We start from the raw sequence: 25,820 nt of genomic DNA, 5'->3' as shown, positions 1-25,820 counted from the left end.
GCCAACGCGAGCTGCAGGCGCGGATCAATGCCGGATGACTTGAGCAATTTCAACTCGGAAAACTGACGTTCTGTCGTCCTCGAAAGGTGAGGCTTCGCGCGGTCAGCCAACTGCTCAGAGGTCGGCAGCAACAAGGGCAAGGCGATCGATGCTGCCGGCGCAATTCGCACGGTCTGCGGACCGGCGACTACGGCAGCGACGCAGCCGCGGTCGTCTCCACCCCCATCCCTTGTTGGGTCCTCTTACCGAATACGAAGCAGCTATTGCAGGGAGCTTCTGACGGTCCACGCAAAGAAGATAACCGAAGCACCGATCGATCGGCTCGACGCCATGCTGGCGCGATTGCAGCTTCCCGCATCCGCGACCAGCTTGACAGCCTGCTCGACGAGACGGCGCGCCGGGCCTGCTTTCACCAGCCTTTGCATCAGCAAAGCTGACCACCTCGCTCCCCAGGCTTGGGTTACCCCGGGGCCGCCAAGTTCTCTCCGGAGAAGGACAGCAGGCTATGCCAGGCAAAACTGTTCAAATTGTCCTGCGGAGAAAAATCTCATGCTCCAGGCCTGGCGGTCCAATAGTGGCCGTGTAGTTCACGCCCCGGAGAGTTAGAGTTTTCTCTGGCTCGAACACGCTTGGCAGCACGTTGTGCAAGAGCATTCCTTCTTTGAGGTCTTCCGGCGCCCACTGGTTCCCGTGCTGCCAGCCCGGAGGTGCATAAAACGACAAGGGTGGCAGCGGACCCGCTTCATTAGGCACGGGTTCATCATTCAGTAATCGCCGATGCTCACTTGGAGGCAATTGAACTGGATCGAACGTGAAGTGCTCTGGATCGACATTGAAGAATGGAGTCCCGGCGGGTTCATCATCTAGCAACTGCCGAAACTCAGCTGGAGGGAATTGCACTGCATCGAAGGTGAGGTGCTCTGGATCGATCAGCGCCAACGGCCCGGGCTCGGCACCGCGCTGTGGGTGAAGCTCCTCACGAAGCCGCTCTTCCAGTTCCCGAAGCTCCCCTGGATCGATCGAGACCGCCAACTGAGCCGGCTCATCATCCAGCAGTCGCCAAATTCTTGCTGCAGGGCTATCAATGAACTGCTCATTTCGAATGTCTATGGTGTTGGGCTGACTCTGAGGCTGCCGTGAGCTCGAACGCACTTGCTGTTCGAAAGGCGTGGGTTCATCATCCTGCAATCGCTGAAGCTGACCTGGAGAGAGTTGAACTGGATCGAGCGTGAAGTGCTCTGGATCGACATTGAAGAATGGCGCCCCGGCAGGTTCCTCATCTAGCACCTGCCGAAGTTCAGCTGGAGGGAATTGCACTGGATCGAAAATGAAGTGATCTGGACTAACCAGCGCCAACAGCCCGGGCTCAGCATGGCGCTGTGGCTGAAGCTCCCCATGAAGCCGCTCTTCCGGTCTGCGAAGCTCCCCTGGATCGACCAAGACCGTCAAATGAGGGGGCTCGTCATCCAGCAGTCGCCGACGTTTTGGTGGAGGGCCGCCCATAAGCTGCTCATTTGGAAAATTTTTGATCTTTGACCGACCCCGAGGCTTCCGTGAGCTCCCTGCTTCTGCAGATGCATCGGGATCACGAAACTTACGAAGGTGATCCAATGCTTTAGGTAAATACGCGCCGCGATTGTGTCCGGCCTTTCTTTCAGCCTCCAGCTCGTTGGTATTAAGGCCAACCATCGATAGACCCTTAGATCCGAGACTATTTGCGAAGCTGGCAAGATTGTTGGCGTACCGGCCTCCGGATGCCAAGTCCACCTCTCCCCTCACAAACGCGGCACGAATTGCACTCTCGATCAAACGCCGATCCTCATCAGACAGATGGCGATACTCCGCACGGAGATCATCGGAGAGGAACGGGCGTACTACTTGTTCGAAAGACGCAATCTGCTCGGGCTGTCCCGTCCGCTCATCCTGCACGATTGGCTGCGACACCTGCGACCAAGCTGTTATGTTGGATTTGTCCACACTCACCTCCTCAGATCACCCGAAAAGTTCACAACTACCAGGGCCAGCTTTCAAAAAGCTGACGAGCCACACCACCTCCCAAGCCGGCCGACGAGCGTGAAAAACACCATCGTGGCCACTCGTGTCATTGGCTGACAGATTCCGACGGCACCAGCTTCCCGGCGACCAGTCCAGCGGCTGGAAGCAGCGCGGACGCGACTCGGCGCCGTTTGTTGCGTAGTCGACGCTGTCCTACCGTCCTACCGCGCCCGCGCTGCAATTGAAGTTAGTAGCGACGTGACGATGCGCTTTCTCCGTCCTGGTCAAGCGCTGTCCTACCACGCGGCGCTAATTGCAAAGGTCTTGTATTCGGGCTGGCTTTCCAAAAGCTGACGAACCTGCCGCAATTTCATTAAACGAGAAGCGACCCATTTGGCCGCTTGCCGTCGAGGCTGAGAACGAGGGCAACTGCTAGGCCGCCGCGCTCGGCTGTCAGCTTTGCCAAGATCGCCTGCATCGCTCACCATCGGCGGCAGCGGGACCCTTGCGATGGGCCGGATGGTCGCTCAGCGATCGTCCAGCCGAACCAGCCGAACCTGGTTCTGTCCCTTCTTCCAGCCCGGGCCGGCGTGCAGGCACCCGGCTCGACCAGCTAGTGGCTACACATCTGCAGCAAGCGGCGATTGTAGCAGCGATCTTTGCCGCCAAAGATCGTCTCCACCGCGGCCTTCACATTGTCGTAGATGCCGCGACTGCAGGTGCCCTTGAACGGGCGAACGCCTGGTCATGGGCGTCGAACACCGTCTCCTGCGTCTCCCGCGGAGAAGCCCGCACGAACAGCATGCGGCTATGACAGAGCCGGCGATGGACGGCCTTCACCATCACCGTGGTGCCGTTCAGCAAGGCCACCTCGAATATTGCCGATCGTAGCGCCCAACACGGCGCGGCTCTTCAAGCGTTCGTCTGCTCGAACGGGAAGGGCTCGAACTTCTCTTGGGTAAATTGCCTGGCCATTCCTCCACCTGCCTAGAGCGCGATCGCTGGCAAGAACATTTCGACCAGGCAGGTCGCGCACGCTGCATCCCGTTTGCCGGATACCTCTCTAGGTTGATGATCTAGGTAGGGCAATCAGTGCGCTAGTCCACAGGTAGCTGAAGCGTCTCATAACGAAGCTCATGAGAGCGTGTGCAATAAAAATGCGTGGTCTCTTTCGCCCCAATCTTCTCTTGATCTGATCGCGCCGTTTGCCAGCAACGGCAATTTAGAGAACTCGCCGCATTTCTTGGGCGGCTCCAGACATTCGCCTGCTGAGCAGCGGCGAGTTTGCGACAAATTGGCGGGCCCCGAACAGGTAGCGCCAACTGGAATCCGGCGATCGGCGCCTTGAGGAAGCGATCGGCGGCAACTCCGACCAAGACATCGTGCGCCGGTCGGCTGGAGTCAGAGGCGGCGACGTGCTTAAAGGGCGCAGGTGCCGCCGCGAACTCCGCCTTGGCTCGCCTGCGGGCATCTGAACAATGCTAACCTGCCCGCCAATTAGAATGAACACGGGGGTCGATGTCTAACCCCTCCGTCGTGGCAGACTCGGCACGGCTGTCCAATGTTTGAATTTTCGGCAGGTGCCGCCGATCGAAGCCAAAAAGTCATGCAGCTCGGCGAGGCCTTCTCCGCCGAGAATCTTTTGTGGGGTATCGAAGCGGGTTAGATCGAAGGCGCGCTCGCGCGCATGTGGGTGGGTTTGATGCTGCATCCTGCCGTGCTTCTCGAATTCACGAGAATGGCGCGGGCCTCATTCAGCTAACAGATCGCCCAATCATAGAATGTGCGGATTGCGGCCGACTTGCTTTCGAGCAGCACTATCGCGTCTCATTGATTGCTTGATCTGCGTGTTGAACCCGTCGCGAGGCACGCGAACACTGGCACCAACTTTGCTTGCTTTGGGTTGCTGAGGGGTAGATCTCAGTTGGAGTTTAGAATGTCTGAGTTATCGAAGCGGAACGTTCTTGCGCTGCCCTTTGTGGCCATCCCTGTGCTATTCCCGGCATCCGCGAAAGCGCCGATCTGGAGTTCGAGCGATCGATACGGCACCTATTCGCTTGATGGCTATTCCTGGAATAACGACGTCTATGGCCAAGGTGCTGGCCCTCAGACGATCTCTGTACATGCGGCCGATCGGTGGAATGTGTGGTCGAACCATCCTGATAGCGGGGGCATTAAGAGCTATCCCCACGAGGCGTTCAATGTCGGTAAACGGCTGAGCGCGATCAACACCTTGACTTCAAGCTTCGATCAGAGCGTCCCGGCTCGCGGGCGCTGGAACTTCGCGTACGACATTTGGGACAGCTCGAATGCCTATGAGATCATGCTCTGGACCAACTACACCGGGAATCCCGATGGAAGTGGCGACGTCAAGCCCATTTCTGACAAGTACTCCAAGACGGGAGCCGCGATTCCGGTCTATACAGGCGTGGATGTGGGCGGGACGACTTGGAATGTGTTTGAAGGCTGGAACAACCACAAGGTCATCTCGTTCCTGCGCACGTCCAAGGCCAACACAGGGACTGTGGACATCCAGAGTATCCTGCAATGGATCAAGTCGAAAGGTTATTTCGGCGATATAGTCGTCGGAAGCGTCCAATATGGTGTTGAGATAACGTCTTCCCCAGGCGGCCTAAACTTCGACGTCAATCATTGGGCCGTGACCTCGAAGTGACTGCTGTGTTAAGATCGCAGCACCAAGCCGCTTCGCAAATCCATTGCGCGTCAGTTACACTGCAAAGCAGCGAACTACCGGGGCGCTGAGATACGGCGCTCGGGTTCTATCGCCCTAGCACAAACCGACCGCCCCCGTTCGATCGAGCGCCAGACAGCTGCCGGAACGCGTGGTCTTTGAATTGCTTGACGAACTGCCCAACAATGAAAGCTCGGCAAGTCTATGCCCTCCTTGGCGGCCTTGCCAATCTTCCCGCGGACTGCTTGCAAAAGCTCGGGCAGGATTGTGCAAGCGTCAAGGTCAAGCGCCTCTTGTTTTACCTCGCCGACGGCCGGGATCATGCCTGGCTCAAACGCCTTAGCAGGGCGTCGATGTGGGTTAACGCAAACGTGTGCTCGTAAAGGATGCCGTTCTCAAACCAACCTATCAGATAACCGTACCCCGAGACTTCAATAGCCTTCACTCACTCTTACAAAAAGCAGTCGTCGGTACTACTGTATCGCTCCGGCGGAGACCGTCTTGCGCGGTTTGATGGAGGATGAAGACATAGGCGTATGACCGACCATATGCCTATGCCGAAGGTTTCCCGACTTGAAGTCGTCTCGACGGGCGCACGGCGCCGTTGGACATTGGAAGAAAAGCAGCGGATCGTCACCGAGAGCTATGGTAGGTCGCGTCTGGTGTCTGTGACTGCGCGACGTAACGGGCTGTCGACAAGCCAATTGTTCACGTGGCGCCGGTTGGCGCGCGAAGGCAAGTTGAACGGCGATGCTGCGCCGGTGCTTGTTCCGGTTGAGATCACGCCTGCGGCGGCTCCGATCTCGAGTGGCGCGCCACAACCGGTGTCTTCACCGCCTGTGCACCGTGCAAGGGCCGGCACTATCGAGATCGAGCTTGGCGGCTGTCGTGTTCGCGTTGACCGCGACGTCGATGTTGAGGCGCTGCAGCGGGTTCTTGAGATTCTGAGACGGCGATGATCCCGATCCCGAGCGGCGTCAGGGTCTGGATCGCCACCGGCCACACCGACATGCGCCGCGGAATGCAAAGCTTGGCGCTTGCGATCCAGGAGAGCCTGAAGCGCGATCCTCATGCTGGCGATCTCTACATCTTCCGGGGGCGCCGCGGCGATTTGGTCAAGATCCTCTGGCATGGTGTGCTGCAGAGCATGAAGGAGGTGAATAACCGAATTTGATGCGTACAGCTTTATGAGAGATGGAGGTTGGCCCTCCTGCATCGGCGTTCCAGCCGCAGATGCAAAACCACGACACTGTGGCTTCGCTTAAAAGGCGCGGTCATCAGCAAGTGTTGCAAAAGTCCCGAGTTTACGGGGCAGGTGAGTATCCAGAAGGCGAGCGAAAGCGAATCTTCCGATGACGCGTCCAAAATTATTTAGATGTCGCCAAAATCAGGGGCGCGTGCCATCCCTGAGATCAATCCGTGAGGCGCCTGGATTACTGCGCGGGTGGCGACCGGCGTTTAGGGGACGCGAGCTGGATACAGGCTCTTGTAGAGAACTGCAGGAACCAGTCGTTGTGATGCCAAGGGAGAAGTTCAAGCGGCGCACACCGCGAGACGAGAGTACCGAAGCACGACACTGGGGCGGATTGGCTCGTAGTAGTGATGAAGGTGCTGTAATGGGACTGGAGCGAAGGGGCCGAGGCAAGTGGTTCCGCCTGCATGCAACTGTGATGAGCAGGAGGACATGATGGGTGTAACCGAACGTAAGCAGTACAATATCGACAAGCAAACAGTGATGAAGGCCTACCGATTGGTCAAAGCCAATGCGGGCTCAGCCGGCGTGGATAAGGTATCGTTGGAAGCTTTCGAGAAGAACTTGAAGGGCAACCTTTACAAGGTCTGGAATCGGATGTCTTCTGGGAGCTACTTTCCACCTGCCGTTCGGGCTGTCCCCATTCCCAAGAAGAATGGCGGACAACGCATTCTAGGCGTGCCGACAGTAGCAGATCGCGTGGCGCAGACGGTCGTCAAGCTGCAGATTGAACAAGCACTCGAGGAAATCTTCTTTCCCGATTCCTACGGCTACCGGCCCGGAAAATCCGCGCTGGACGCCGTCGGCGTCACCCGGCAACGGTGTTGGAAGATGGACTGGGTGCTGGAGTTCGACATCAAAGGCCTGTTCGACAATATCAGCCACAAGTTGCTTATGAAGGCCGTCAGGAAGCATGTGCAAGACGAATGGGCTCTGCTCTACATCGAACGCTGGCTAATAGCGCCGATGCAAGGCAAAGACGGAGCGATCACCGCTCGCGGCCGGGGCACACCCCAAGGCGGCGTGATCAGTCCCGTCCTTGCCACTTTGTTCTTGCATTATGCGTTCAATACGTGGATGGCGCGGAACTTCCCGCGGTCACCATGGTGTCGATACGCAGACGACGGGCTCGTTCATTGCCGAACCAAGGCTGAAGCGGAGGCCATCAAGGCGGCGCTGCAAGCAAGGTTTGAGGAATGCGAACTCGAAATGCATCCCGACAAGACCAAGATCGTCTACTGCAAAGACAGCAACCGCCCGGGTAGCCATACCAGTCAGTCGTTTGACTTTCTGGGATTTACCTTTCGACCGCGCAGGGCAAGAAATCATCAGAAGAAAGAAAACTTCTGTACGTTCTCGCCAGCGGCCAGCAGGGCGGCGATGAAGTCTATGCGTATGACGATCCGGCAGCTCCGGCTCAGGCTTCGCTCGCAGACGGAAGTCGACGCAATCGCCTTGGAACTGAATCCCATCCTTCGTGGATGGATGCAGTACTACGGCAGATATGGGCGGTCAGAAATGCACAACCTGTATCGATACGTCGATGAATCTCTTAACCGCTGGGCGCGACGCAAATACAAAGAGCTGAAGAATGGAAAAGTCAGAGCCTCCACCTGGCTCAGATTGATCCGCCGCCGCAGGCCAAAGCTGTTTGCTCATTGGGCGAGGTTGAGTTCTGCTTCGGTACTTGTTGATAGCCGTATGACGTGAGAGCGTCACGTACGGTTCGGAGAGCGGCTCCGGGTGCAACTCCCGGGGCCGACTCACCACGGGCTTGGCATGTCGCTCTACGCCAAGCGCCTGGATCGCGGCAAGTTCATCTGGCCGTCGGCGTCCGACGGCGCGGTATCAATCTCGGCGGCGCTGATGGCCTACATGCTGGAAGGGATCGACTGGCGGAATCCGCAATTGAGCTGGCGACCGCAAAGCGCGGGCTAAGCGCAGAATCCGCAGCTCTTTGCATTTTGGGGAGTCCCATCGCGTCCAATCTGTGATTCACTGCGTCTCATGGATGCCGACCGCGACGCTGCTCCGGATGAGGTTGCCGCCCTGAAGAAGGCGCTGGCAGTCGAGCGCGCGAAGGGTGTGGAGATCGCCGCCGAACTCGCGGTCGCCCGCGCGAAAGCGTCAGAAGATGAAGCGCTGATCGCGCAACAGAAGCTGCAGATTGCCAGGCTAAGGCATCAACGTGCCGGTGCTGGCTAAGGGCAAAACCGATACGGGACGATGCTGGATCTACGTCCGGGACGACCGGCCGTTTGGAGGCACGGACCCGCCGGCGGCGATGTTCTATTACTCACGCGACCGCAAGGGCGAGCATCCTCAGGGCATCTGGCGGGGTATGCCGGCATCCTGCAGGCCGACGCCTATGACGGGTACAACCAGCTCTATCTGGCGGGACGCCAGCCAGGCCCAATCCGGGAGGCTGCCTGCTGGTCGCATGGACGGCGCCCGTTCTTTGCCATGGCCGACATCGAAGAGAATGCCCGGCGCAAGGCCACCGGCAAGAAGGAAATCCCGCTCTCTCCGATCGTGATCGAGGTCGTGCGGAGGATCGATGCACTGTTCGAGATCGAGCGCTCCATCAACGGCAAGAGTGCCGACGAGCGCCTTCAGGTGCGGCAGATGCTGAGCCGGCCCCTGGTCGAGGACCTCCAGGTCTATATGCGGGAGCAGCTTGCCAAGCTGTCTCGGGGGCACGACCTGGCCAAGGCGTTCAACTATATCCTGAAGCGATGGTCGAGCTTCACGCTCTTCCTCGAGGACGGGCGCGTGTGCCTCTCCAACAATGCCGCCGAGCGAGGGCTGAGGGGCATTGCTCTTGGCCGAAAGTCCTGGCCGTTCTGCGGCTCCGATCGTGGCGGACGGCGTGCGGCGGCCATGTACAGCCTGATCGTCACGGCACTATGCCGCGCTCAGCATAGGGCTGTTTATGCCGCCCGCCGAACTATGCCGAACGGATTTGGTATAGCGCGCTGTTATCACGCTGGCACCCGTCAATCGCGCGCAGGGCAGCCCCATTCCATTCGGCATAGTCTGGTCGTTCAGAGCGCCTCGAGGAAGGCGAGTAGGCGGTCGTTCGGCTGGAAGCGGGTTCGCTTGCCGCGCTCGTACGGCTTGAGCTTCGCCAGGGCAGCTTCCTTGAGCGCGAGGTGGGCGTGCAGGTACGTCTGCGTGGTCTCGACCGATTCATGACCGAGCCACAGCGCGATCACGGAGCAGTCGACGCCGGCTTGCAGCAGTTCCATCGCAGCGCTGTGCCTCAGCACGTGCGGTGACACGCTCTTGGCCTTCAAAGACGGGCAACTCTTGTGAGCGACACGAACATGCTTTCCCAGCAGGGATTGGACGCTATCGGCACTGAGCCTGCCCCCGTGCACGTTCGGGAACAACGCTGTTGCTCCTTTCCGCAACGGTTCCTTGAGCCATGCCTGGAGTGCACACCGAGCGAGTGTGGTCAGCGGAGTGGTCCGCTCCTTCCGCCCTTTACCGACGCATCGCACGTGTGCGCCAGACCCGAGGTGGACGGCATCCCGGTCAAGGCCAGTCAGCTCTGAGAGGCGTAAGCCCGTCTGGGCCGCGACCAGCAGCAAGGTGTGATCGCGGCGGCCAAGCCACGTCGTTCGATCAGGCGCGGCGAGAACCGCCTCGATCTCGGGGCGCGTCAGGAAGTGCACCTGTCGCTTGTCGTGGCGCTTGCTCGGTATGGCGAGTACGCGCTGGATCAGAGCACTATGTGCCGGCTCCTCGAAGGACACGAACCTGAAGAAGGATCGGATGGCGGTCAGACGCAGGTTACGCGTCTTTGCGCTGACGCCGCGCTTAACCTCGAGATCGGTGAGGAACGCGCCGATGAACGTTGCATCCAGATCGACGAGCGTCAGGGCCGATGGGGACGTCCGCAGCCGCACCTGCGCGAACATGAACAGCAGCCGGAACGTGTCCCTGTAGGAGGCGATCGTGTTGGCGCTAACATTGCGCTGGCGCATGAGGCGCTCGGTGAAGAAGCGCTCGATCAACGTGGCGACATTGCAGGCGGGCTTCATAGCGTCACCTCCCATCGCCGGTCGAGACGCCGCGCCGCTTCTTCCATCAACTCGGGGCAGGCCGAGAGATACCAGTAAGTATCGCGCACGCAGGCGTGGCCGAGGTAAGTGGACAGCACTGGGAGCTGCTGCTCGACGTTCTTGCCTTCGCGATACCAGTCAAGCAGCGTCCGGATGGCGAAGCGATGACGGAAGTCGTGCACGCGTGGCCCGGTACGATCACCTGGGCGCCGCAGCCCGATCTCTCTGGACAATCGCCAGAAGACGCGATGAACGTACTGGCGAAGCAAGCGGCCTCCCTGTTCGGCAACGAAGAAGGTCGAGCCGCAGCGTGATCCGAGCAGCGCATCGCGCCGGTGGACGTAGTCGCGCAGCGCTGTTCTCGTCGTCGGATGCAATGGCAGGAGCCGCGACTTGCCGAACTTGGTCAGCCGGACCGTCAGCACGCCGGCGTCGAGGTCGACGTCATCACGCTCCAGGCCCATCGCCTCGGATATGCGCATGCCAGTCACCGCGATCAGCCCGAACAAGGTATGGTAGGTCCATCGGCGCAGCCCGTCCTCTGGCGGCAGAGCCAGCGCTGCCGTCAGCAACGCATCGATCTCCGCGTCGCTGTAGACATAGGGCTTGGCACGCTTCCATCCCGGCAGCATGCCGATGGGCGGCACCTCTGTTCTCGGATCGAAGTTGGCGACATGGCGCGCGAACCCGCGCACGTCGCTCAATCGCAGCGCCCAGGATGCATGACGATCGGGCGGCAGCGTCGCCCATTCCATTGCCAGCTTCGTCGTGATGATCCTGGCTTTGCGCTTCTCCATGAAGGCGACGAAGTCGGCGAGCCGACAGGTCTGGTGCTCGTACTTGTAGCCCAGTCCCTTGCGCATGCTCAGGTACTTATCGAGTGCGGAGCCCAGATTGGTCATTGCACGCCTCCCGGCCAGGGCAGGCTCAATGTTCTCAGCGCATCGACGTCGACCTTCGCGTAAATCCGGGTGGTGTCGTGGTTCTCGTGCCGCAGCAACTGTCCGATCTCCGACAAGGTCGCGCCAGATCGGAGAAGCTCGGTAGCGAGACTGTGTCGGAAGATATGGGCGCCGCGGTGTGCGCAACCTTCGATTCCAACGCGATCGAGAGCGGCCTTGGCGATCATGGTGATCGCACATCCGGAAGCAAAGCCGACGTGTGGCGCGAGTGTGCGGACGAACAACCGTCGGCAGGACGACTTTGGGCGGCCATTGCGCAGATATGCAACGATTGCCGCGCCAACGTCTGGCGATATCGGCATCCGTGCACGCTGCCGGCCCTTGGCGCGAACGAGTATCTCGCTGGCGCGCCAGTCGATATCGTCGAGGGTGAGCGTCGCAACCTCGTCGGCCCGCAGGCCGAGCTTGGCCAGCAACAACAGAATGGCGTAGTCGCGCCGTCCCATCACCGTCTCCCGATCGCAACCGTCGAGAGCCCTCCGCACCTGAGCGGCAGGCAGATAGGTCGGCAGAGTTGCGAGCTTCCATCGTCGCATCGATGGAACGCAATCCGCCAACGGGCGCGCGTTCAGCCCCCGATGGTGGAGGTAACGGAGAAAGGCGCGCAACGACCAGCACATCGCCTTGCCTGTTCCCGGGCTCCAATCCTGGGCGTGGCGCTCAATGTAGCGGATCACGTCCTCTTGGTTGATCTTGCACAGGGCGGCGGCGCCGCCGGAGCACACCTCGTGCAGGAACCTGCGGATGACCGGGAGATGGCGGACGATGGACCTCGGGGCTAGGCCGCGCTCTGATCGCAGGTAGGTATCGAACTCCTTGAAGATCCGTTCGTGCGGGGTGAGAGGCGGCAGCACCAACTGCGCGATCGCGCCTTCCTGGCGCAGCACCGAGAGCCATCGCTTGAGCGCGGCCCGGTCACCGGGTTGGATAGACTGCCTCCCGCCTCGATGTCGGAGGTACCGCTCAACGACCTGCTCATCGAGATCGACCAGCTCATAGCGACGGCCTGCGATCCAACTCAGGAGCCCGCCAACCACGTTGAGGCAACGCCACGCGCCGTGCCGAACGAGTCTCTCTTCGACGAGACGAGCGGCATAGCGCTCAACGAGCTGTCCGTGCGGCCCGCCTCTGAGACGCCGGTACAGCCGGCTTCTGCCCAAGTACTCTTCAACTTCCATCTTCCTGTTCTCCGCTGTTGAAAGCGGAGGCACAGAACGAACTATGCCGAACCGACCAAACGCCAATCAGCGAGAAATCTGGGGAAAACGACCCGACTCGGCATAGTTCGGCGGGCGACATAAACGGCAAAAATGAACGGCATCGACCCGCAGGTGTTGCTGGCCGATGTCCTTGCCCGCATCGCAACCCACCCGACTCATCGCCTGGACGAGCTTCTGCCCTGGAATTGGACGCTGGCATCAACGCTCTCCGCTCAAGCAGCATGAGCACGCACGTCAACAAGGTCCATCACGTCACCACCCTCGCCAAATCGCCAAAGACCTCGGCGAAGATGAGGATTGGCTGTGGGACATCGCCAATGAGATGGAGATCGAGGATGGCGCCATCTGGGTCTATGGCGGCGGAGAAGACGGCGTCCAGGCGTTCACCGACTTCGGCATCGATAACCTGATCGAGCTCATCAAGTTCTACAAAGAACACCCTGAACTGCTCAGGCGGTGACGCTGCGGCCTACGCCGAACGGATACGTACTGCTGCGCGTTCTTCCCGGTACTGAGGAGAGAGTGCTTCGTCCTGAAAGGGCGGCACGGGATCAACCACTACCAACGTCATCGAAAGCGCATTCGCGACCGAGCGCCACTGCACAATGCGCGCCAAGACATGTGTCGAATGAAGCTGCGCGGCTATGATCTTTCATTTTCGCCGAGAAAAGCTGGCTCTTCGGGCGCCAACATTCGGCGATAGCTCCTTGACCCACGATAAGTCGCATTTTGGATCAAAAATCAAGTAATTGCAGGTTAGTTCTTCACCCGGCTGCACGTCACGGGCTGTGAAAATTCGGCAATCATCGTCTTGATACGTGTTTGGCTGACTGCTGTGATTCATGAAGCGAGCATTGTCAGCATTGTACTCTACAACACCATCATCAATATGGTAGTCTCTCGGGTAGGCGTGCTTATCAAGTAGAGCTTGAAATGTCGGAGGTAAAGTTTCGTACTGTTCAGGTGTCACGGCAATGTCAACGATTGGATTATGTATCCAAATCAACTCATCTTTAGGTAGAAGAGTAGCAGAGAAAAGGCCAATACCGCCAAATTGGTCAGCCTTCAAAATGGTCTCAACAATCAACATCGAGATATCTCCAGAAGTGACTAGCGCCCCGCAAGCTAACTGACCTGACCCTCGTAAATCTGCTGCAAGCATTGGTGGGCTCGTTTCACCGCGTCTTCCCCACGATTCGATTTCGGATCCGTGCATTCTTTCGGTGCTGCTGCTGTGGAGCAGGATCTCAGCGACCCTGACTGGCTTTGCGGCTATTTAGCAGAGTTCGCACAGCCTGTTATCGCGGCGGGAATGGGAGGAGGATCCAATGGCCCCAGCCGCGCACATCCACGGCGTGGCCCGACCACTTCCGCCGCAACACCCGGTCAAAGTTACGCTTGGACCGGAGCAGTTCGGCCTGAGAGATGCGCGTCGCGTCTTGAAGAAGCAGGAAGCGAACATTACTCTTTTGAAATGAGAAACAAGACTGGCGTGACGAAGAAGCTGGCGGGAGTTGGGCGAAGATTTCCCAATCCCTTCCCGAAGCAGAATATTCGCCCGTTGGCTCAAGAGACCATTAGCCAGGGCAGCACGATCAGCAGAAGCCCCGCGAAATAGAGCAGTCCGAAGATCAGTCCGAAGGCCCAGAACTGCCCCTTCCCGATATAGCCGCTGCCGAAATACATCGGCGCGGGCCCCGTCGCGTACGGCGAGATCACGCCCATTAGGCCGAGCGAATACATGCAGAGCATGGCAAGGGTCGTGACCGGCAGGTCGGCGATGCCCGAGCCGACCGCGAGCACCACCGGCAGCACTGCGGCGGCATGCGAGGTGATGCTCGAAAAGAAATAGTGGATCCAGAAGAACAGCGCGACCAGGAGGATCATCGCGGTCGACGGCGACAACCCCGCGAGCGGCTTAGCGTATTCGGTCGCGAACCATTTGATGAAGCCGATCTCGTTGAGGCCCGAGGCGAGTGTCAACAGCGAGGTGAAATAGAAGAACACCTCCCAGGCGCTCTTCTCGCTGACGATGTCGGCGAACTCGATCACGCCGGTGATCAGCATCAAGGAGATCACAATGAAGACCACAGTGGTTGCGTTGACGAAGTTGGAGCCGAGGAGCGGCACTCGGATGTCGGGATTAGAGCCGGCGATCCACAGGAACATCGCGAGCACGATCAGGCCGAGCATGATCCATTCGTTGCGCGACATCGTCCCCATCGCCCTCAGCTCTTTCGCCGCCCATTCGGAGATTTCCGGGCTGCGCTTCACCTCGGGCCGGCAAACCAGATAGCTGAGCAGCGGCACGACCACCAGCAGGACGATGCCGAGCGGCGCAAAGCCAAGGAACCACTGCCCCCAGCTGACCTCGACCCCGGCCGTCTTCTTGGCGATCGCCAGGGCCGCCGCGTTGGGCGCGAGCGCGGTGAAGAACAGCGAACTGGTCACGCCCGTTGCCGCGAACGCCGTCCACATGACGTAGGTGCCGATCCTGCCGGCGGTCGGCCCCGGCTCGGAGCCATAGATGCGTGGGATGTTGCTGATGATGGGATAAACGATGCCGCCGCTACGGGCGGTGTTCGACGGCGTCGCCGGCGCAAGCAGGAAGTCGGACATCGCGACCGCATAGCCGAGCCCGAGCGTGTTGCGGCCGAGGCGCTGCACCAATACCAGCGCGATGCGACGGCCGAGCTGGCTCTTGCGATAGCCGATCGAGAACACGAAGGCGCCGACGATCAGCCACACCGTGCTCTCGGCAAAGCCTGCCAGCATCCAGCGCAGCGACTTGGTCGGGTCAGGGTCGATATAGCCCCCGATGCCGGCGACGGTGAGCCCGATCAGCCCGACCGCGCCGACGGGCATCGATTCCAGGATGAGCCCGGTGATGACGGCCGCGAACACGGCGAAATAGTGCCATTGATTGACGTTGAGCCCTGCGGGCACGGGCCACAGATAGATCGCCAGCCACACCAGGAGCGGCGCGATCAGCTTCCAGCGAAACATTGTCGCCTCCGGCGCCTGCGAGCTAGCGGCCATGGACTCTCCCTTCAATCGTCGCCATATCAAGCCGCCCGTTGGCCGGGCCGCCATTATCTATGGCGGCGTATACGGATTGTCCGCGGCGCGATCAATGGCCAGCAGCGTTCTGTCGCTAAGTGCCTGACTTTTCGAGAGGCTCACAAATGCCCGGTGCGCCGGTGCTCCGGCTCGCCACCACGGACAGGAAACCTGATCGTTGCGCCGATGGTGATCCAGCTGGCGTTCTCGCCGGTGATGTTACGGCGAAAATCACGTCTACGGAGAATACCTCGTTTGTCCGGTAGCGCACGCCGGTTTGAAAGCGCGGCTGCACGACGCTCGCGATCTCGGACGCGCCGGCCTGTCCATAGGCCTCGATGGTCTACTGCAATGTGTCGGTGAACTTCCAGTCGAAGCTGATGCCATAGGCAGTTAGTGGCGATCGACCGTGCGGTCCCAGAGCTCGCCGCCATTGACGTTGACGCGAATGGTCTCGGGCAGGCGAAAGGTCTCCTGGTATAACCGCGAAGGTTTTCGCATTTGTGGCAAGGTGCGACACACGACAGCAAGTAAAATTTGTTGAACTGACCAGCCCGGCCGGCGGTCTCCTCCGGAATCCGACTAGGATCACGACGTTAGGGATTGTGACGCTCGCGCTATTCGGGCCACCGCAGGTCGGTCCGTACCTTTACATGGATAATATACCAACGCGGTCATTGCGATCGCTGCGTTAGATCAGAGATTCGTTTTGGGGTTTGAGGAACCTTAGGCCGGCGTGCGTTATCGCGCGCGTAGTCCTTGCGAGCGCCTCGATCTTCCCGCGAGATGCCCGTAAATCATATCGTTGTAGTCGGCGGTCGTCGCGCCGATCTTCTGACATATCAAGTAGGCGCGCGGGTTCAGGCAATTCCTGCTGCGCGTCATGGACAACGTGAAAGCCGAGTGGGCGCCCATCTGTAGCGGCACAACCTCCCGAAGTACCAGAGCTTTCTGGAACGCGCTCCTAGTGTCGGGAGTGCCCGTCGGCGTCTTACAATTGAGGGTGATGGATGAGTCGAACCTCATTGGGCCCTCCTGGCCCCAGGAGGCCGGTGTAGCGCTGGCCGCGAATATCGTATTGCTTTAGGGGCTGTGCCGTGTCCGGCAAGAGGCCCCAGCGCCCGAGATTAGAGATTATCGTGTCCGAGGCGGGTTGGTGCCATGCGTAAAGTCCTCGGGAACGGCGAATGATGCAGCATAAACCTCGCGGACCGCGGGAGACGTCGTCTCAGCCCTGGCGGACGCCTGAACGGCTTGCTCCATCATTCGTCCAAGCAGCGCTGGTGGACCCGGTTCGACGCTCCCGCACTGGGCTGCGGAACAATGTCCTGTCGAGATCCGAGACGAATGGCAGCGCCTGCCGGATTGAGCGGGGTGCTTCGCCTCATCGCTGCCGCGGGCACGAACAGCGCCGTGTAGCGGTCATTGTGAACTATGAAAGGTCGACCGTCCTGGCCCGGCGGGACGGTGCTGCCGTCAAGCGCAGCTGACGCGTGCTGGTGGCCGTGCCCCGAGTTAAAGGGACGAACCGCCTCTCTTAAATCCAGGTCTTGGTGATGGGGCGCGGTCGGGTCACGAGACCACGATGGGCCGGCGTCGTCTGGCATTGCCGATAGCAGATCCTGATTGTAATCTTCCGCAGGAAGGACCAATGGCGAAGCGACTGCTGGCCTGAAAGTCGACGTTGGGCCGGCGTGCTCCATCAGCGCGTGAGCGGCTGAATCGCTAGGCTCGCTCAGCTGGCGCCCGATGGCATCCCCTTCCGGCTGGCTTAGCGCCCTCTGCCTCTTGGTAGGCCTCAACTGCCCAATGTAATCCTCACCCACGAGGACCTCGTGGCTTGAAAGGGGGGCGCTCCCGGTCAATTCGTTTGGAGTCAGCTGGTAGCTGTGGCTTCGGTTGAGTTGGCTAACGGCTTCTCCGGTATGCGGCGCGTGGTGATCATGCGCGGTTGGCATGAGAGACGACGCTAGGCTGGCTTCGCCCATCATCCCTCGCAGTGGATCCTGAACGTAACCGTCCGTAGACCGCTCCTTCGGCCAACTCAATGCTTCCCACAGCCCGCTGTACTGCGCAGCCGCGTCCCCGACGTGTCGACGTCTTCAAATCCGCTGGCCCTGAGGTGTCCAAGTTCCAACGCCTCGGTGAGTCTACGGTTTTCGTCAGACGGATGAGGATGGTCGTGATCTGGAGAAACAGGAATCCCTGCGACGGCAGTGGTATCAAGTTGCGGCACTTCATCCAGGTAGGGCTCAAACTCCGCTTGCTGCTGTTGTTGCGGTTCTGGCACCGCGGCGCTGTAAGCAGCGAAATCCCGCTCGGATGGGTCGATGCTGTTAAATGGGTTCATGTCGCCTTCCGGTTCGATGGGGTTCGCAATCCTGAGCGGATAGTGTCGCTCTGGTTCACCCTCTGTTCCGATCAGCTGTCGACAAGCTGACGCGCTTGGAGACTTAACCAATCAGTTTGGCCAGGCGATAAGCTGTTCTTCGAGCAGGCGCTCGATCGCGCCGCGCTGATCGTGCACGGTCGCAATTCGCACGAGCAGCAGCCAGACTTGCCGACCGCCTGCCAACTTCCAAACCGCCAGCCTCAGAGCAGCGCAAGAACCGCACGGCGGATCATTGCTCGCCCAACGATCGCAACTACTAGAAGGGGGTAGCCTTTGAGTTGGAAACAGCGCGGGCGCGGCTCGGCGCCGGGCAGCCAGGATTGCCCATGTATCCGGCCGCACCCGCGCCTGCCGCTTGAGTTTAGCGAAACGTGACTGAGCGCTGGCTGCTCTGGAACCCACAGCACTGGCCTTGCCAGCCCGTTAAACTCAACGATTACGTATCGGCGCTAGCTTACTGAAAGCTGACGATACCCGCGCGGCTATTCACAAAAAATAAGAAACGGCCCGTGTGGGCATTTCCAGCCTAGCCGCCGGCGAACACAGTGCGCTCAATCTGTTCTGGGCAATCTCGCAGCCAGGCAAAGACGGCGTTTAGACTGTAAGGCGTTGAGACCTCACGGTCACCGGGGTTAGTGCCTGGACCTTCATAAGATAGAAGCAACCATCGGCTGTCCTGACATGCGATCGCGCATCTCGTGCCATTCGCGTGTTGTCAAGTCGATGTCATCAAACACACGCGTCGCAAAACAAAAGCTTCGGCGAGTTGATGCGCTGTCCGTTTCCGTTTCGCTACGCGCAACTGCATAGGGTTTAGACTTTGATGGCGTGACTTCTCGTTTGAACATGTGTCCTTCTCCCTGGTCTGCTCGCCCTCATACGCTGCACAGTCGCGAAGATTCTGTCAGCGTGAGAATCGCTCCAAGTTATTGATGGTTGTGTCATGTTACAGTCCCTACACTTCTCACATCTGAAGGACGTTACGGCTGTCAGCCGGTAGGGCTTAAACCGGGGCACAGTGATAAGCTGACACAATGGAAAGTAGCGCGGATGCGACTCGGCGTCCTCTTTGTCGACCGGGGGATCTGGGACAAAGGCGCTGTCTCTGCCGCATCCGCACTTCCGGAGAAGCTAGTGGTGAGTGGGCCCTACCTCTGGAGCAAGGAAAAGAGCGGGCCTTTCACACGCCGCCAACTTCTGTGTCTCCCTTTACGCACGATCCAGACTAACCACATCCGGCCTTCCCGTGAGGTTCGGTCACGGGACACAGTGGGTTTTAGCAAGAAAGCGGTCTTGAGTGGCCTATACGAACTGGTAGTCAAGACTGTCTCCCACGATCCTCCCGAGGCCCGGGATGCCGACCGCCGCACCGTCCCGTTCTGGTTTCCGGTGGCCGGGGATTACGTAGAGCTGCATGGCGGCGCTCTCGATCTGAGGAACGTGCTTTCGCTTCAGCAAGCGGAGCTGAATATCCCATCGCACTATGGACGGGTTTGGCCGTTGACGTAGGCGCGGGACTACCTGCGTCCGAGCTCCCACCAACGCTATCCGATTTGTGTGGTCAAAGCGGCCCGGATCTAAGCGGCACGCTACGAAGGAAGAGTTCGGCTCTCCGGACGCACCGGAAGCTGGCCCAACAATCCCGCAAAACTTAACATGCCTGAGTTCCCATGTCTAAAGAACTGAGCTAACCTGAGGTTTTCGTCATGGGGGCGTTTCATGTTCGATAGCGCAACCACCGCGGTTTTGAGCGCGGTCTTCAACAAAGTGTGCGAGGGCCCTTCGCAGCGGGAGATCGGGGCTCGTACCCATGTGGCATCGAAGATCCTGCAGGCCGCTCACCAGTGGCGAGCTCTCTCCCGAGGACCTAAGGCAGGTCGGCCGCAAGGCCCTGACACACGCGCCCACCATGTGGCGCTGACTAACAGCAGGGCGCGGGCGTGAACTTCCAGGTCACGGTCCTAAAGATCCTGGCGGCTTATCCGGATGGCTTTGCCGTGATGGACGACCTCAAGCGTGACATGGCCATCCTGGCGACCAGCGGCCACGAGTGGGCGGATCGGACCAAGCGGCTCGCGGCCAGGGTAGGCGACCTCAACATCTGGTCACAAGGACTGGTCGAACGCGTAAGCGGGGGATGGAAGATCACGGCCAAAGGACGGGCGGTGCTCGAGCTTATGGAGGCCCATCCTGTGGCGTTGGAGACGGTCCACGTGACAGCGGTTGAGGATACCAGTACGATCCCCGCGGAGCCCGTTCTTCTGCGGCAGCCCGCTGATCGTGCCAATCGGCGCCGCGAGCGCCGAGAGCGTCGCCGCCAGGCCCGAGAACGAGCGAGGGCGAATGCCTCCTAATGAGGGTCGAGCCAAAAGAGAAAGCCGCCAGCTTAGCTCGGCGGCTTAGAGAGTTCCGGACTGTCGATTGCTCCACCAGCCTAAGCGTACCGCCCTTAACCTTGTTTGCGGCCATGCCGCTCCGACCCACCGAACGCGCTTCGATTCGGCATCGGCCAGCCGAGTTGTAGGCTAACTCTTACAAGCCGGTAAGGCGCGAAAAGAAGAGCGCGGCAGCCGACCCGCGCGGCATCGCCCGCCGCAACTGGTCCGCCGGCTCGAAGCACGACGCGCATCACCTTACGCGCGAAGTAGCGTCACGAAATCCCGTGACGAGGCAGAAGGTGCAATTTGAGACATGTGCCGCTCACATGAACTCATATTCATCGTCATTCGGCTCCTGCAGCCAATTTTCGGAGGCCTGGACAGGCTTGGCTCCGCTTGCGCTACCATCTTGAGTAGCGGCAAGATGTAAAGGTCTTCCTTTTCGCTGCCATTCACTGTTTCCGTTCTTCGCCCATTTGTCGGCATGCTTAGTAGGGTCGAGTACCATCATCGAATCGCTCACCTCCGTAAAACCCAGCGCTATTGCACGGGCTTTAGCCTCGGGGTTAACAGAATGAGAGAGAACGAGCGGCTCCTTGCCGTCGAGCTGGAGCTGTCGCTCCAGCAGAATATCACCCGCGTTCTCGGCGAGAGGATGAGTTACGCGGAAATCTATCGTTGACGTGATTTCATCTTTTCCGGGAAATTTTGTCCGCGAAGAATTGTCATCTTTAAACATTTCACTCATCAACCCTCCGGCTTCCGTTCTCAGGAGCCCAACACTGTTGTTGCCGAGCTGGTAGCTGAAATATCGCGCATTCTCAGAACCAGACGTCCTCCCAAAACCTGAAGGCGGTGTCCATCGTGCGCTGGGCTTTCTGGGAGATGGGACGCGAGTACCGCTGCGGGTTCGCAGCAATATGATGCGCTATGTCATCCCCATGAAACTCCGCCAGCTTATCCTCGAAATCATCCTTCGAGATCTCGACAGATCAGGGCCGCATCGGCGCGCACCCTCTGTGCACGTGCCTCCCTCGAGACTGACGAGCGGCGTCATTCACATAGTTGGCCAGAACGTCCAACGCGACGATCAGGTCAGATGACTGTTTCGCCAAGTCAGTACGGGAGCAAGATCACCACGCTGGCCGGAGCGACCGCATGACCTTCTGCGTTATAGACGAACGAGTGAAGAAAAACTGCGTGAGATGGTGCATACCCAGCGTAAAACATCGACATCGCGGCCATGGACCTCTGCAATCGAAAATCTCTTGACCGCCCAATGGAATACCGCGATAAAACGTGTCACTACCCTAGGTTAAGTTCGCGTTTTTGGGGGGTGGTCGAAAGTGTATCGCTTGTTTGTTTGCAGAATCTGCGGATGCTTTCAATGAGAGCCACGCGCGAAGTCCTGGGATCAAAGCCTGTTCTAGTCGCACTAGACAATCCCCGCAGACAGTATGGGGATTGACGCAATGATTGTGCGCGAAGAGCTCTTGGCATCGTTGCGCAACCATGGGTGGATTGTTGTTCTCTCGGTGGTCATTTTTACTTTGTTGTACATGCCCGATCAGATTGAGGAGCTCTACAGGATAGCCGCTGAGGACATGGGGCAGGTAACCGCCGTCAAGGACTTGGCCGCTCTCGGTGTGATTGCGCTAACGATCTGGGCGGCAGCATTTCGGCTTACCGCCGCAACCCTGCCTCATGTCCCGACCGCTACGGCCCACTTGGCCTTCTGTATTAAAGCTGCCGTTGTGCTCGGACCTCTGCCGATCGTCGCTGCGTCGGCCCGTCAACTCGCCTGGTGGCCGGCTGAAAAAATCGGTGAGGTCGAGGAAGTCGAAGCAGCTTCCGCAATCAGGACCAAGCGCTCCCTTCGAGCGGACATGCTGCTCGTGTCTGTCTTTGTCTTGTTGTCCTGCTCACCTCGTTTTGTCGGATTGCTTTTATCGAACGCTGTTTGAGTTGCTCAATGGTCCCGTCGGGCCTTGATCAGGAGTAGAGCGGGTGATGTTCCTCGCTTCTGTTAACCGGGCGGAGAGCGGCCGTTTTCAGCCGCGAGGCTTGCTTGACGCCGAGAAGACCATACGGGTTCAACCGACTTCTCCGGGTGTCGGCGGTCTGCCATGACATCACGTTGATGACTCGCGACAGCAGTTTATTTGTATGTTCGTGCAGCCTTAAGTGAAATGAAGGGTCACTCTTTCGTCGGCCACTGGCGATATTTGTATCGTAAAACTCGCGCTTGCAGTGTGGTCATTGTAGCGCTGGGAGGAGATCCTCTATGCTCGACTCGGATACAATTGCCTATCTCCGTCGAGTTCTGGATGAGGTTTGCAAGGGGCTGTCACGTCACGAGACCGGCACCCGAACGTATGTCGCCTCCAAACTTCTAGAAGCCGCCGCTCGAGGCGAGACGTCCGTCGAGGTTCTCCGGCAAGTCGGACAAAAAGCGCTAACCAGCGCTCCGTCAATGTGGCTTCAGCAAGGTCCTCGCCAACATTCACCCGAAAGCAGTAGTGTCGGTGGACCCGCCGATAACTCAACCAAACAGAATTAAGTACGCCGTTCTGGATCCATCACCAAGCTCCCGAGGAGCTGGAGGCATTCAGGGAACGGCGGCCGCGGAAGCTGATCTTGAACGGCTAAGCGCGCGAGACCCAGCATAGGCCGCCGTAAACCCTTTACATTCGGGGGCCTGGCGAGCGCGTCGCGCGAAGCGGGACCACATTGAGATCCGGCGATTGACCCAGCAATAGGGAATCTGGGCGGGTGGGTGTGCAAAGACGGCAATTAGCGCAAGTTCAAGTAAGCTACTCTAGCTAAATAAGATGACACGGAAGGGCGCCGGAGGCTCGTGGGGAAAAGATCAGTCCTGACGATGTCATGTCGACGGATTAGAATCCTTGAGTAATCTGCCGCGAACGCCGTAGGGCGGTGCGCTGTAGTAACTTCGGATCGGATCGCGCTGCAAGCAACCGACACTTGCCCCCTTCTCGTCCTCTCGGTTCCGTGATCCGGGTTGAGGCATGGCAGAGCCTGCTGGGCGGCGGCGAACAAGTAGATATTTCGCTCTCATCCTGTTTGTCCCATAGCCTGCGCCCTCCTGCAGCTTTAATGGGCAAAGACGGTCGCCTCCGTCGCTCATGAGGCTCAGCGAACTTGGGAGACGCGCAACTGACAAGCCATCAGAGGTCACTTCGCGTGTATGCACCGGCTTCCCAGTCGGCCGCACAATTGCTTGTGAAACATAGGCGGCTGTCTGCTTCAGTATTTTAGCGAACCAACTCGAGTTTGATGTCCCTTCGGCTCTTCGTCCTGTTCGAGAGTTTCTCGCCTGCGCGCTCTACGTCGCTACACGGCCACTCGAAGCTGTACCTCGTCGCCAGCCTTGAATGTGAGATGTCGGCTCCCCCGCTGACACCATTCCATACAAGCGGCTCTACGAGCGCATATTTCGTAAATCGAGGGATTGAGTCCGTTGTTAAGCTGCAGCGGCGGTTGCAGCGTTTGAATTTTGCGCGGCCTTCCTCCTCGGCAAAAGCACAACCGAATAGACCAGCCGACGAGTAGACGGCGAGCATTGAACACTTTCAAGTCGCGAAGAAATGATTGGTCCGCACGTATAAATAGTTATATCGTTACAGTACGATCGTAGATAGAATACGGGGCGGGCATCGTGTCCTAGCCGTTTCGTCAAAGGGAGGCCCCGAGCCAGTTGGTTCTTCGTGGGCGGATGAAGCCATGCGGGTCGCGTGAGGTGACGACGCAACCGCTATTCGAGAATTTTCCAAGGACGAGTTCGGCGGCGAGGCGAACGTTACGCGAGATCGAAAAGAAAGCTGCTTTCGTTTCATAGACCGGACATGGGCCGCCTCTATAATTTGTACTGCTGATCAGGCTGCAAATCGGTCTTGTGACGTTATTCGCGAGTGCCCTGAGCCGCACTGCCTGAGTCCGCACGCAGAGGGAATTAGATCCTAAGATGATGGTGGTGGTATCAAGCTTCAGCCGATTCACTGTCCGGTGTGGGTCACCCCTCAGACAATTTGGATGCGTGTTATCAAGAGGGACTTGTTACGTTCCTAGCCACGCATCACCAGCAATCACGGAGCTTTGTTTAGACAGCCACAGAGAGAGGCCTCGTCCATGACTGGCACTATGAGCTTTGATAACGTCATTCCGCGAGCAGACATCGTCAAGCATGCGGACCGGCTTGGTGCCGAAATCAAGAACATCAGGCTGTCGGACGATGTGTCTGACGAGGTCATCATAACCATTCACCAGCTGCTGCTCGAGCATAAGGTCATCTTCTTCCGTGACCAGGGGCATCTGGATGATGCCCAGCAACAGCGTTTTGTGCTCCGGCTCGGCTCCTCGATACTGAATCCCACAGTGCTGGACCCAAGGGGCGGCTTAACAATCCCGAAGACGCTCGGCGACCGCGCCTGCAGGAACGATGATGAGGTCTTCAGTGCCCGCTATCCAACAATATTAGTGTTGCGGGATTCAGCGACGCCGCCTCTTGGCACGGACCTGGCTTGGTCGAGCACGAGGGCCGCTTACCTTGACCTGCCCGATCCCCTGCGGATGCTTGCCGATAATCTTTGGGCTGTGCCCGGGGCCACATTCGATCACACTCCGATGGAGAGTGCCACCGAGGCCGACAAGCGGGCGTTGGAGAACGCATCCACCGGAAGTATCTATGATACGACATATCCAATTGTTCGCGTTCATCCCGAAACTGGCGAACGCATGCTCTCGCTTGGTCGTTCAGTGCAAAACTTTATCGGCCTGCAGCGATATCCCAGCCAAAGACTGTTCGAGCTGCTGAAGTCGTATCTCACCGCGCCCGAGAACACCCTGTGCTGGAAGTGGAAAACAGGCGACGTCGCAATCTGGGACAATTGCGCGACTGAGCGGTACACCATCGATAAAATTGGCAGTCCTCATAGGGCCATGAACCGGCTGGCGGAGGCCGCCAGCTTTCCGCACGCAAAAGGGCTGAAATCACGGGCCGCTGAGGCTGCCTAGTAAGGTCAGGAGTCCGGTTTCGCAAAATGCAGGTGGTCCAAGGCTAAGTTGCGGACCACAACGTCGAGCGGGGACGGCGGGCGTCCCGCCCTGGGGGTGAAGCCCGGCGCGAAGCGATCTGCTTCTTTTTCTGTCCATAACCATTGCTGAGATGCGGGTCAGTTGGTGCTGCCGTTCGGCGCATACATTATGGCTCGTGCCGGTGAGTCAGAATCGCCGCTACCGGCCGCCACGGAGCCTTCGGAGCTATTCAACACCGCAGCCGCGGGCTTGTTGCCGATCGCGCTGAGTGGTCGGACTTCGTTGTAGTCAACCCGGCGCTCGCCGAGCAGACCAATCTACTGGCGCGTCACAAAAAAGCCGCGCGCGTCGGCGAGGCCGTCGCGATTTTTGCGGTTGTCGCCTCCGAAAAGTGCGTGGCGCGCGCCGTCTGGCTCGCCAGCGACTTCACCTCGGCGCGCACATCCAGGGCATGCAGCAGGCGAGGATGAGTTGATCGCTGCGATCAAGACCATCGCCGGCACGAGCGGGGAGATCTCCTCGACCTCGGGCTCGATCGCTTCCGCCGTCGATCAACAGACCGCGACCACGCAGGAGATCGCGCGTAACCCCGAGCATGCGGCCTCCGGCACCGGACGGGTCTCGACCAACCTCGAATAGGTCGATCGCGAAGCGACCAAGACGGGTGCTGCGGCGTCCGCCGTGCTGCAATCGGCCCGCGGCCTGACCGAGGCCAGCCAGCGCCTGCGCGTCGAGCTCGACAGCTTC

The 25,820-nt window shown here is 59.1% G+C and carries 21 protein-coding genes and 6 pseudogenes; 16 read left to right on the top strand and 11 right to left on the bottom strand.

Going from position 1 to position 25,820, the window contains the following annotated elements; translation table 11 throughout:
* Nucleotides 1-522 precede the first annotated feature (522 nt).
* Together HZZ16_RS23845 and HZZ16_RS23840 are read right to left on the bottom strand one after the other, a co-directional pair.
* Entirely contained in the window at nt 523-1,977 is a 1,455-nt protein-coding gene (locus HZZ16_RS23845) for a hypothetical protein (RefSeq protein ID WP_197952413.1), read from the bottom strand.
* A gap of 560 nt (nt 1,978-2,537) precedes the next feature.
* Nucleotides 2,538-2,844: pseudogene (locus HZZ16_RS23840) on the bottom strand (IS21 family transposase); the annotation flags it as partial.
* A 1,087-nt stretch (nt 2,845-3,931) separates the two neighbouring features.
* Here HZZ16_RS23840 and HZZ16_RS23835 point away from each other — a divergent pair.
* The 8 genes and pseudogenes from HZZ16_RS23835 to tnpC all read left to right on the top strand — a co-directional run.
* Entirely contained in the window at nt 3,932-4,669 is a 738-nt protein-coding gene (locus HZZ16_RS23835) for a glycoside hydrolase family 12 protein (protein WP_197952295.1), read from the top strand.
* Nucleotides 4,670-4,845: 176 nt separating this feature from the next.
* Nucleotides 4,846-5,070: a type IV toxin-antitoxin system AbiEi family antitoxin domain-containing protein gene (locus HZZ16_RS38350; protein ID WP_376707585.1), complete on the top strand. Its 225-nt coding sequence runs from the start codon at nt 4,846-4,848 to the stop codon at nt 5,068-5,070.
* A gap of 153 nt (nt 5,071-5,223) precedes the next feature.
* Nucleotides 5,224-5,646 (top strand): IS66-like element accessory protein TnpA, encoded by a 423-nt coding sequence (gene tnpA / locus HZZ16_RS23825; RefSeq protein WP_197952290.1) that lies wholly within the window; start codon nt 5,224-5,226, stop codon nt 5,644-5,646.
* Entirely contained in the window at nt 5,643-5,861 is a 219-nt protein-coding gene (tnpB, locus tag HZZ16_RS23820; RefSeq protein ID WP_197952288.1) for an IS66 family insertion sequence element accessory protein TnpB, read from the top strand. Before tnpA ends, tnpB (HZZ16_RS23820) begins: the two co-directional genes overlap by 4 nt.
* A gap of 510 nt (nt 5,862-6,371) precedes the next feature.
* Nucleotides 6,372-7,649: a group II intron reverse transcriptase/maturase gene (gene ltrA, locus HZZ16_RS23815; protein ID WP_197952286.1), complete on the top strand. Its 1,278-nt coding sequence runs from the start codon at nt 6,372-6,374 to the stop codon at nt 7,647-7,649.
* Nucleotides 7,650-7,682: 33 nt separating this feature from the next.
* Nucleotides 7,683-7,877 carry an IS66 family insertion sequence element accessory protein TnpB gene (gene tnpB / locus HZZ16_RS23810; protein WP_311974232.1) on the top strand — a complete coding sequence of 65 codons (195 nt, stop codon included), beginning with the start codon at nt 7,683-7,685 and terminating at the stop codon, nt 7,875-7,877.
* Nucleotides 7,878-7,946: 69 nt separating this feature from the next.
* Nucleotides 7,947-8,144, top strand: a complete 198-nt coding sequence (locus HZZ16_RS37410) for a hypothetical protein (protein WP_246510380.1) — start codon at nt 7,947-7,949, stop codon at nt 8,142-8,144.
* A pseudogene (gene tnpC / locus HZZ16_RS23805) lies at nt 8,128-8,843 on the top strand (IS66 family transposase); the annotation flags it as partial. The gene HZZ16_RS37410 and the pseudogene tnpC, both read left to right, overlap by 17 nt.
* A gap of 140 nt (nt 8,844-8,983) precedes the next feature.
* Here tnpC and HZZ16_RS23800 read toward each other — a convergent pair.
* The 3 genes from HZZ16_RS23800 to HZZ16_RS23790 are packed head-to-tail and all read right to left on the bottom strand — an operon-like array spanning nt 8,984 to nt 12,146.
* The gene (locus HZZ16_RS23800) at nt 8,984-9,985 is read right to left on the bottom strand and encodes a tyrosine-type recombinase/integrase (protein WP_197952282.1); all 1,002 of its coding nucleotides are present in this window, start codon (nt 9,983-9,985) and stop codon (nt 8,984-8,986) included.
* Complete coding sequence (locus HZZ16_RS23795) at nt 9,982-10,908, bottom strand: tyrosine-type recombinase/integrase (RefSeq protein WP_197952279.1); 927 nt, start codon at nt 10,906-10,908, stop codon at nt 9,982-9,984. Before HZZ16_RS23795 ends, HZZ16_RS23800 begins: the two co-directional genes overlap by 4 nt.
* The gene (locus tag HZZ16_RS23790; protein ID WP_197952277.1) at nt 10,905-12,146 is read right to left on the bottom strand and encodes a tyrosine-type recombinase/integrase; all 1,242 of its coding nucleotides are present in this window, start codon (nt 12,144-12,146) and stop codon (nt 10,905-10,907) included. The genes HZZ16_RS23795 and HZZ16_RS23790 overlap by 4 nt, the downstream gene beginning before the upstream one ends.
* A 123-nt stretch (nt 12,147-12,269) precedes the next feature.
* On the opposite strand from HZZ16_RS23790, the pseudogene HZZ16_RS23785 reads away from it, so the two are divergent.
* A pseudogene (locus tag HZZ16_RS23785) lies at nt 12,270-12,413 on the top strand (transposase domain-containing protein); the annotation flags it as partial.
* Nucleotides 12,410-12,648 (top strand): annotated as a pseudogene (locus HZZ16_RS23780) (hypothetical protein). The pseudogenes HZZ16_RS23785 and HZZ16_RS23780, both read left to right, overlap by 4 nt.
* A 192-nt stretch (nt 12,649-12,840) precedes the next feature.
* On the opposite strand, the gene HZZ16_RS23775 reads toward HZZ16_RS23780, so the two are convergent.
* From HZZ16_RS23775 to HZZ16_RS37405, 4 genes are all read right to left on the bottom strand, one after another.
* The gene (locus HZZ16_RS23775; protein ID WP_246510378.1) at nt 12,841-13,350 is read right to left on the bottom strand and encodes an SET domain-containing protein; all 510 of its coding nucleotides are present in this window, start codon (nt 13,348-13,350) and stop codon (nt 12,841-12,843) included.
* A 404-nt stretch (nt 13,351-13,754) separates the two neighbouring features.
* A complete protein-coding gene (locus tag HZZ16_RS23770) occupies nt 13,755-15,227 on the bottom strand; it encodes a DASS family sodium-coupled anion symporter (protein ID WP_197952275.1) in 1,473 nt (490 codons plus the stop codon).
* A 115-nt stretch (nt 15,228-15,342) separates the two neighbouring features.
* Nucleotides 15,343-15,543, bottom strand: coding sequence for a hypothetical protein (locus HZZ16_RS38625; RefSeq protein ID WP_512699526.1), 201 nt, complete (start codon nt 15,541-15,543; stop codon nt 15,343-15,345).
* A 1,749-nt stretch (nt 15,544-17,292) separates the two neighbouring features.
* Nucleotides 17,293-17,598, bottom strand: a complete 306-nt coding sequence (locus HZZ16_RS37405; RefSeq protein ID WP_246510376.1) for a hypothetical protein — start codon at nt 17,596-17,598, stop codon at nt 17,293-17,295.
* 132 nt (nt 17,599-17,730) lie between these two features.
* Between HZZ16_RS37405 and HZZ16_RS37400 the strand changes: the two are divergent.
* Nucleotides 17,731-17,811 (top strand): annotated as a pseudogene (locus tag HZZ16_RS37400) (dihydrofolate reductase); the annotation flags it as partial.
* Between the two features lie 476 nt (nt 17,812-18,287).
* Here the strand turns inward: HZZ16_RS37400 and HZZ16_RS23760 are convergent.
* On the bottom strand, nt 18,288-18,488 hold the full coding sequence (locus HZZ16_RS23760) for a hypothetical protein (RefSeq protein WP_197952273.1): 201 nt from the start codon (nt 18,486-18,488) through the stop codon (nt 18,288-18,290).
* Nucleotides 18,489-19,359: 871 nt separating this feature from the next.
* Between HZZ16_RS23760 and HZZ16_RS37395 the strand changes: the two are divergent.
* Nucleotides 19,360-19,561, top strand: a pseudogene (locus HZZ16_RS37395) (hypothetical protein).
* 19 nt (nt 19,562-19,580) lie between these two features.
* Nucleotides 19,581-19,994: a hypothetical protein gene (locus HZZ16_RS23755; RefSeq protein WP_197952271.1), complete on the top strand. Its 414-nt coding sequence runs from the start codon at nt 19,581-19,583 to the stop codon at nt 19,992-19,994.
* Nucleotides 19,995-20,340: 346 nt separating this feature from the next.
* On the opposite strand, the gene HZZ16_RS23750 is transcribed toward HZZ16_RS23755, so the two are convergent.
* A complete protein-coding gene (locus HZZ16_RS23750) occupies nt 20,341-20,937 on the bottom strand; it encodes a hypothetical protein (protein WP_512699525.1) in 597 nt (198 codons plus the stop codon).
* Nucleotides 20,938-21,490: 553 nt separating this feature from the next.
* On the opposite strand from HZZ16_RS23750, the gene HZZ16_RS23745 reads away from it, so the two are divergent.
* From HZZ16_RS23745 to HZZ16_RS23735, 3 genes are all read left to right on the top strand, one after another.
* Nucleotides 21,491-21,982, top strand: coding sequence for a hypothetical protein (locus HZZ16_RS23745; RefSeq protein ID WP_197952266.1), 492 nt, complete (start codon nt 21,491-21,493; stop codon nt 21,980-21,982).
* A gap of 2,185 nt (nt 21,983-24,167) precedes the next feature.
* On the top strand, nt 24,168-25,052 hold the full coding sequence (locus HZZ16_RS23740) for a TauD/TfdA dioxygenase family protein (protein WP_197952264.1): 885 nt from the start codon (nt 24,168-24,170) through the stop codon (nt 25,050-25,052).
* A 492-nt stretch (nt 25,053-25,544) separates the two neighbouring features.
* Nucleotides 25,545-25,712, top strand: a complete 168-nt coding sequence (locus HZZ16_RS23735) for a hypothetical protein (RefSeq protein WP_197952261.1) — start codon at nt 25,545-25,547, stop codon at nt 25,710-25,712.
* Nucleotides 25,713-25,820: the final 108 nt, after the last annotated feature.

The sequence above is a fragment of the Bradyrhizobium glycinis genome (assembly GCF_016031655.1).
GTDB lineage: Bacteria > Pseudomonadota > Alphaproteobacteria > Rhizobiales > Xanthobacteraceae > Bradyrhizobium > Bradyrhizobium glycinis.
Note: the sequence above shows the minus strand (reverse complement) of the source record. Positions and strands in the feature narration are given on the sequence as shown.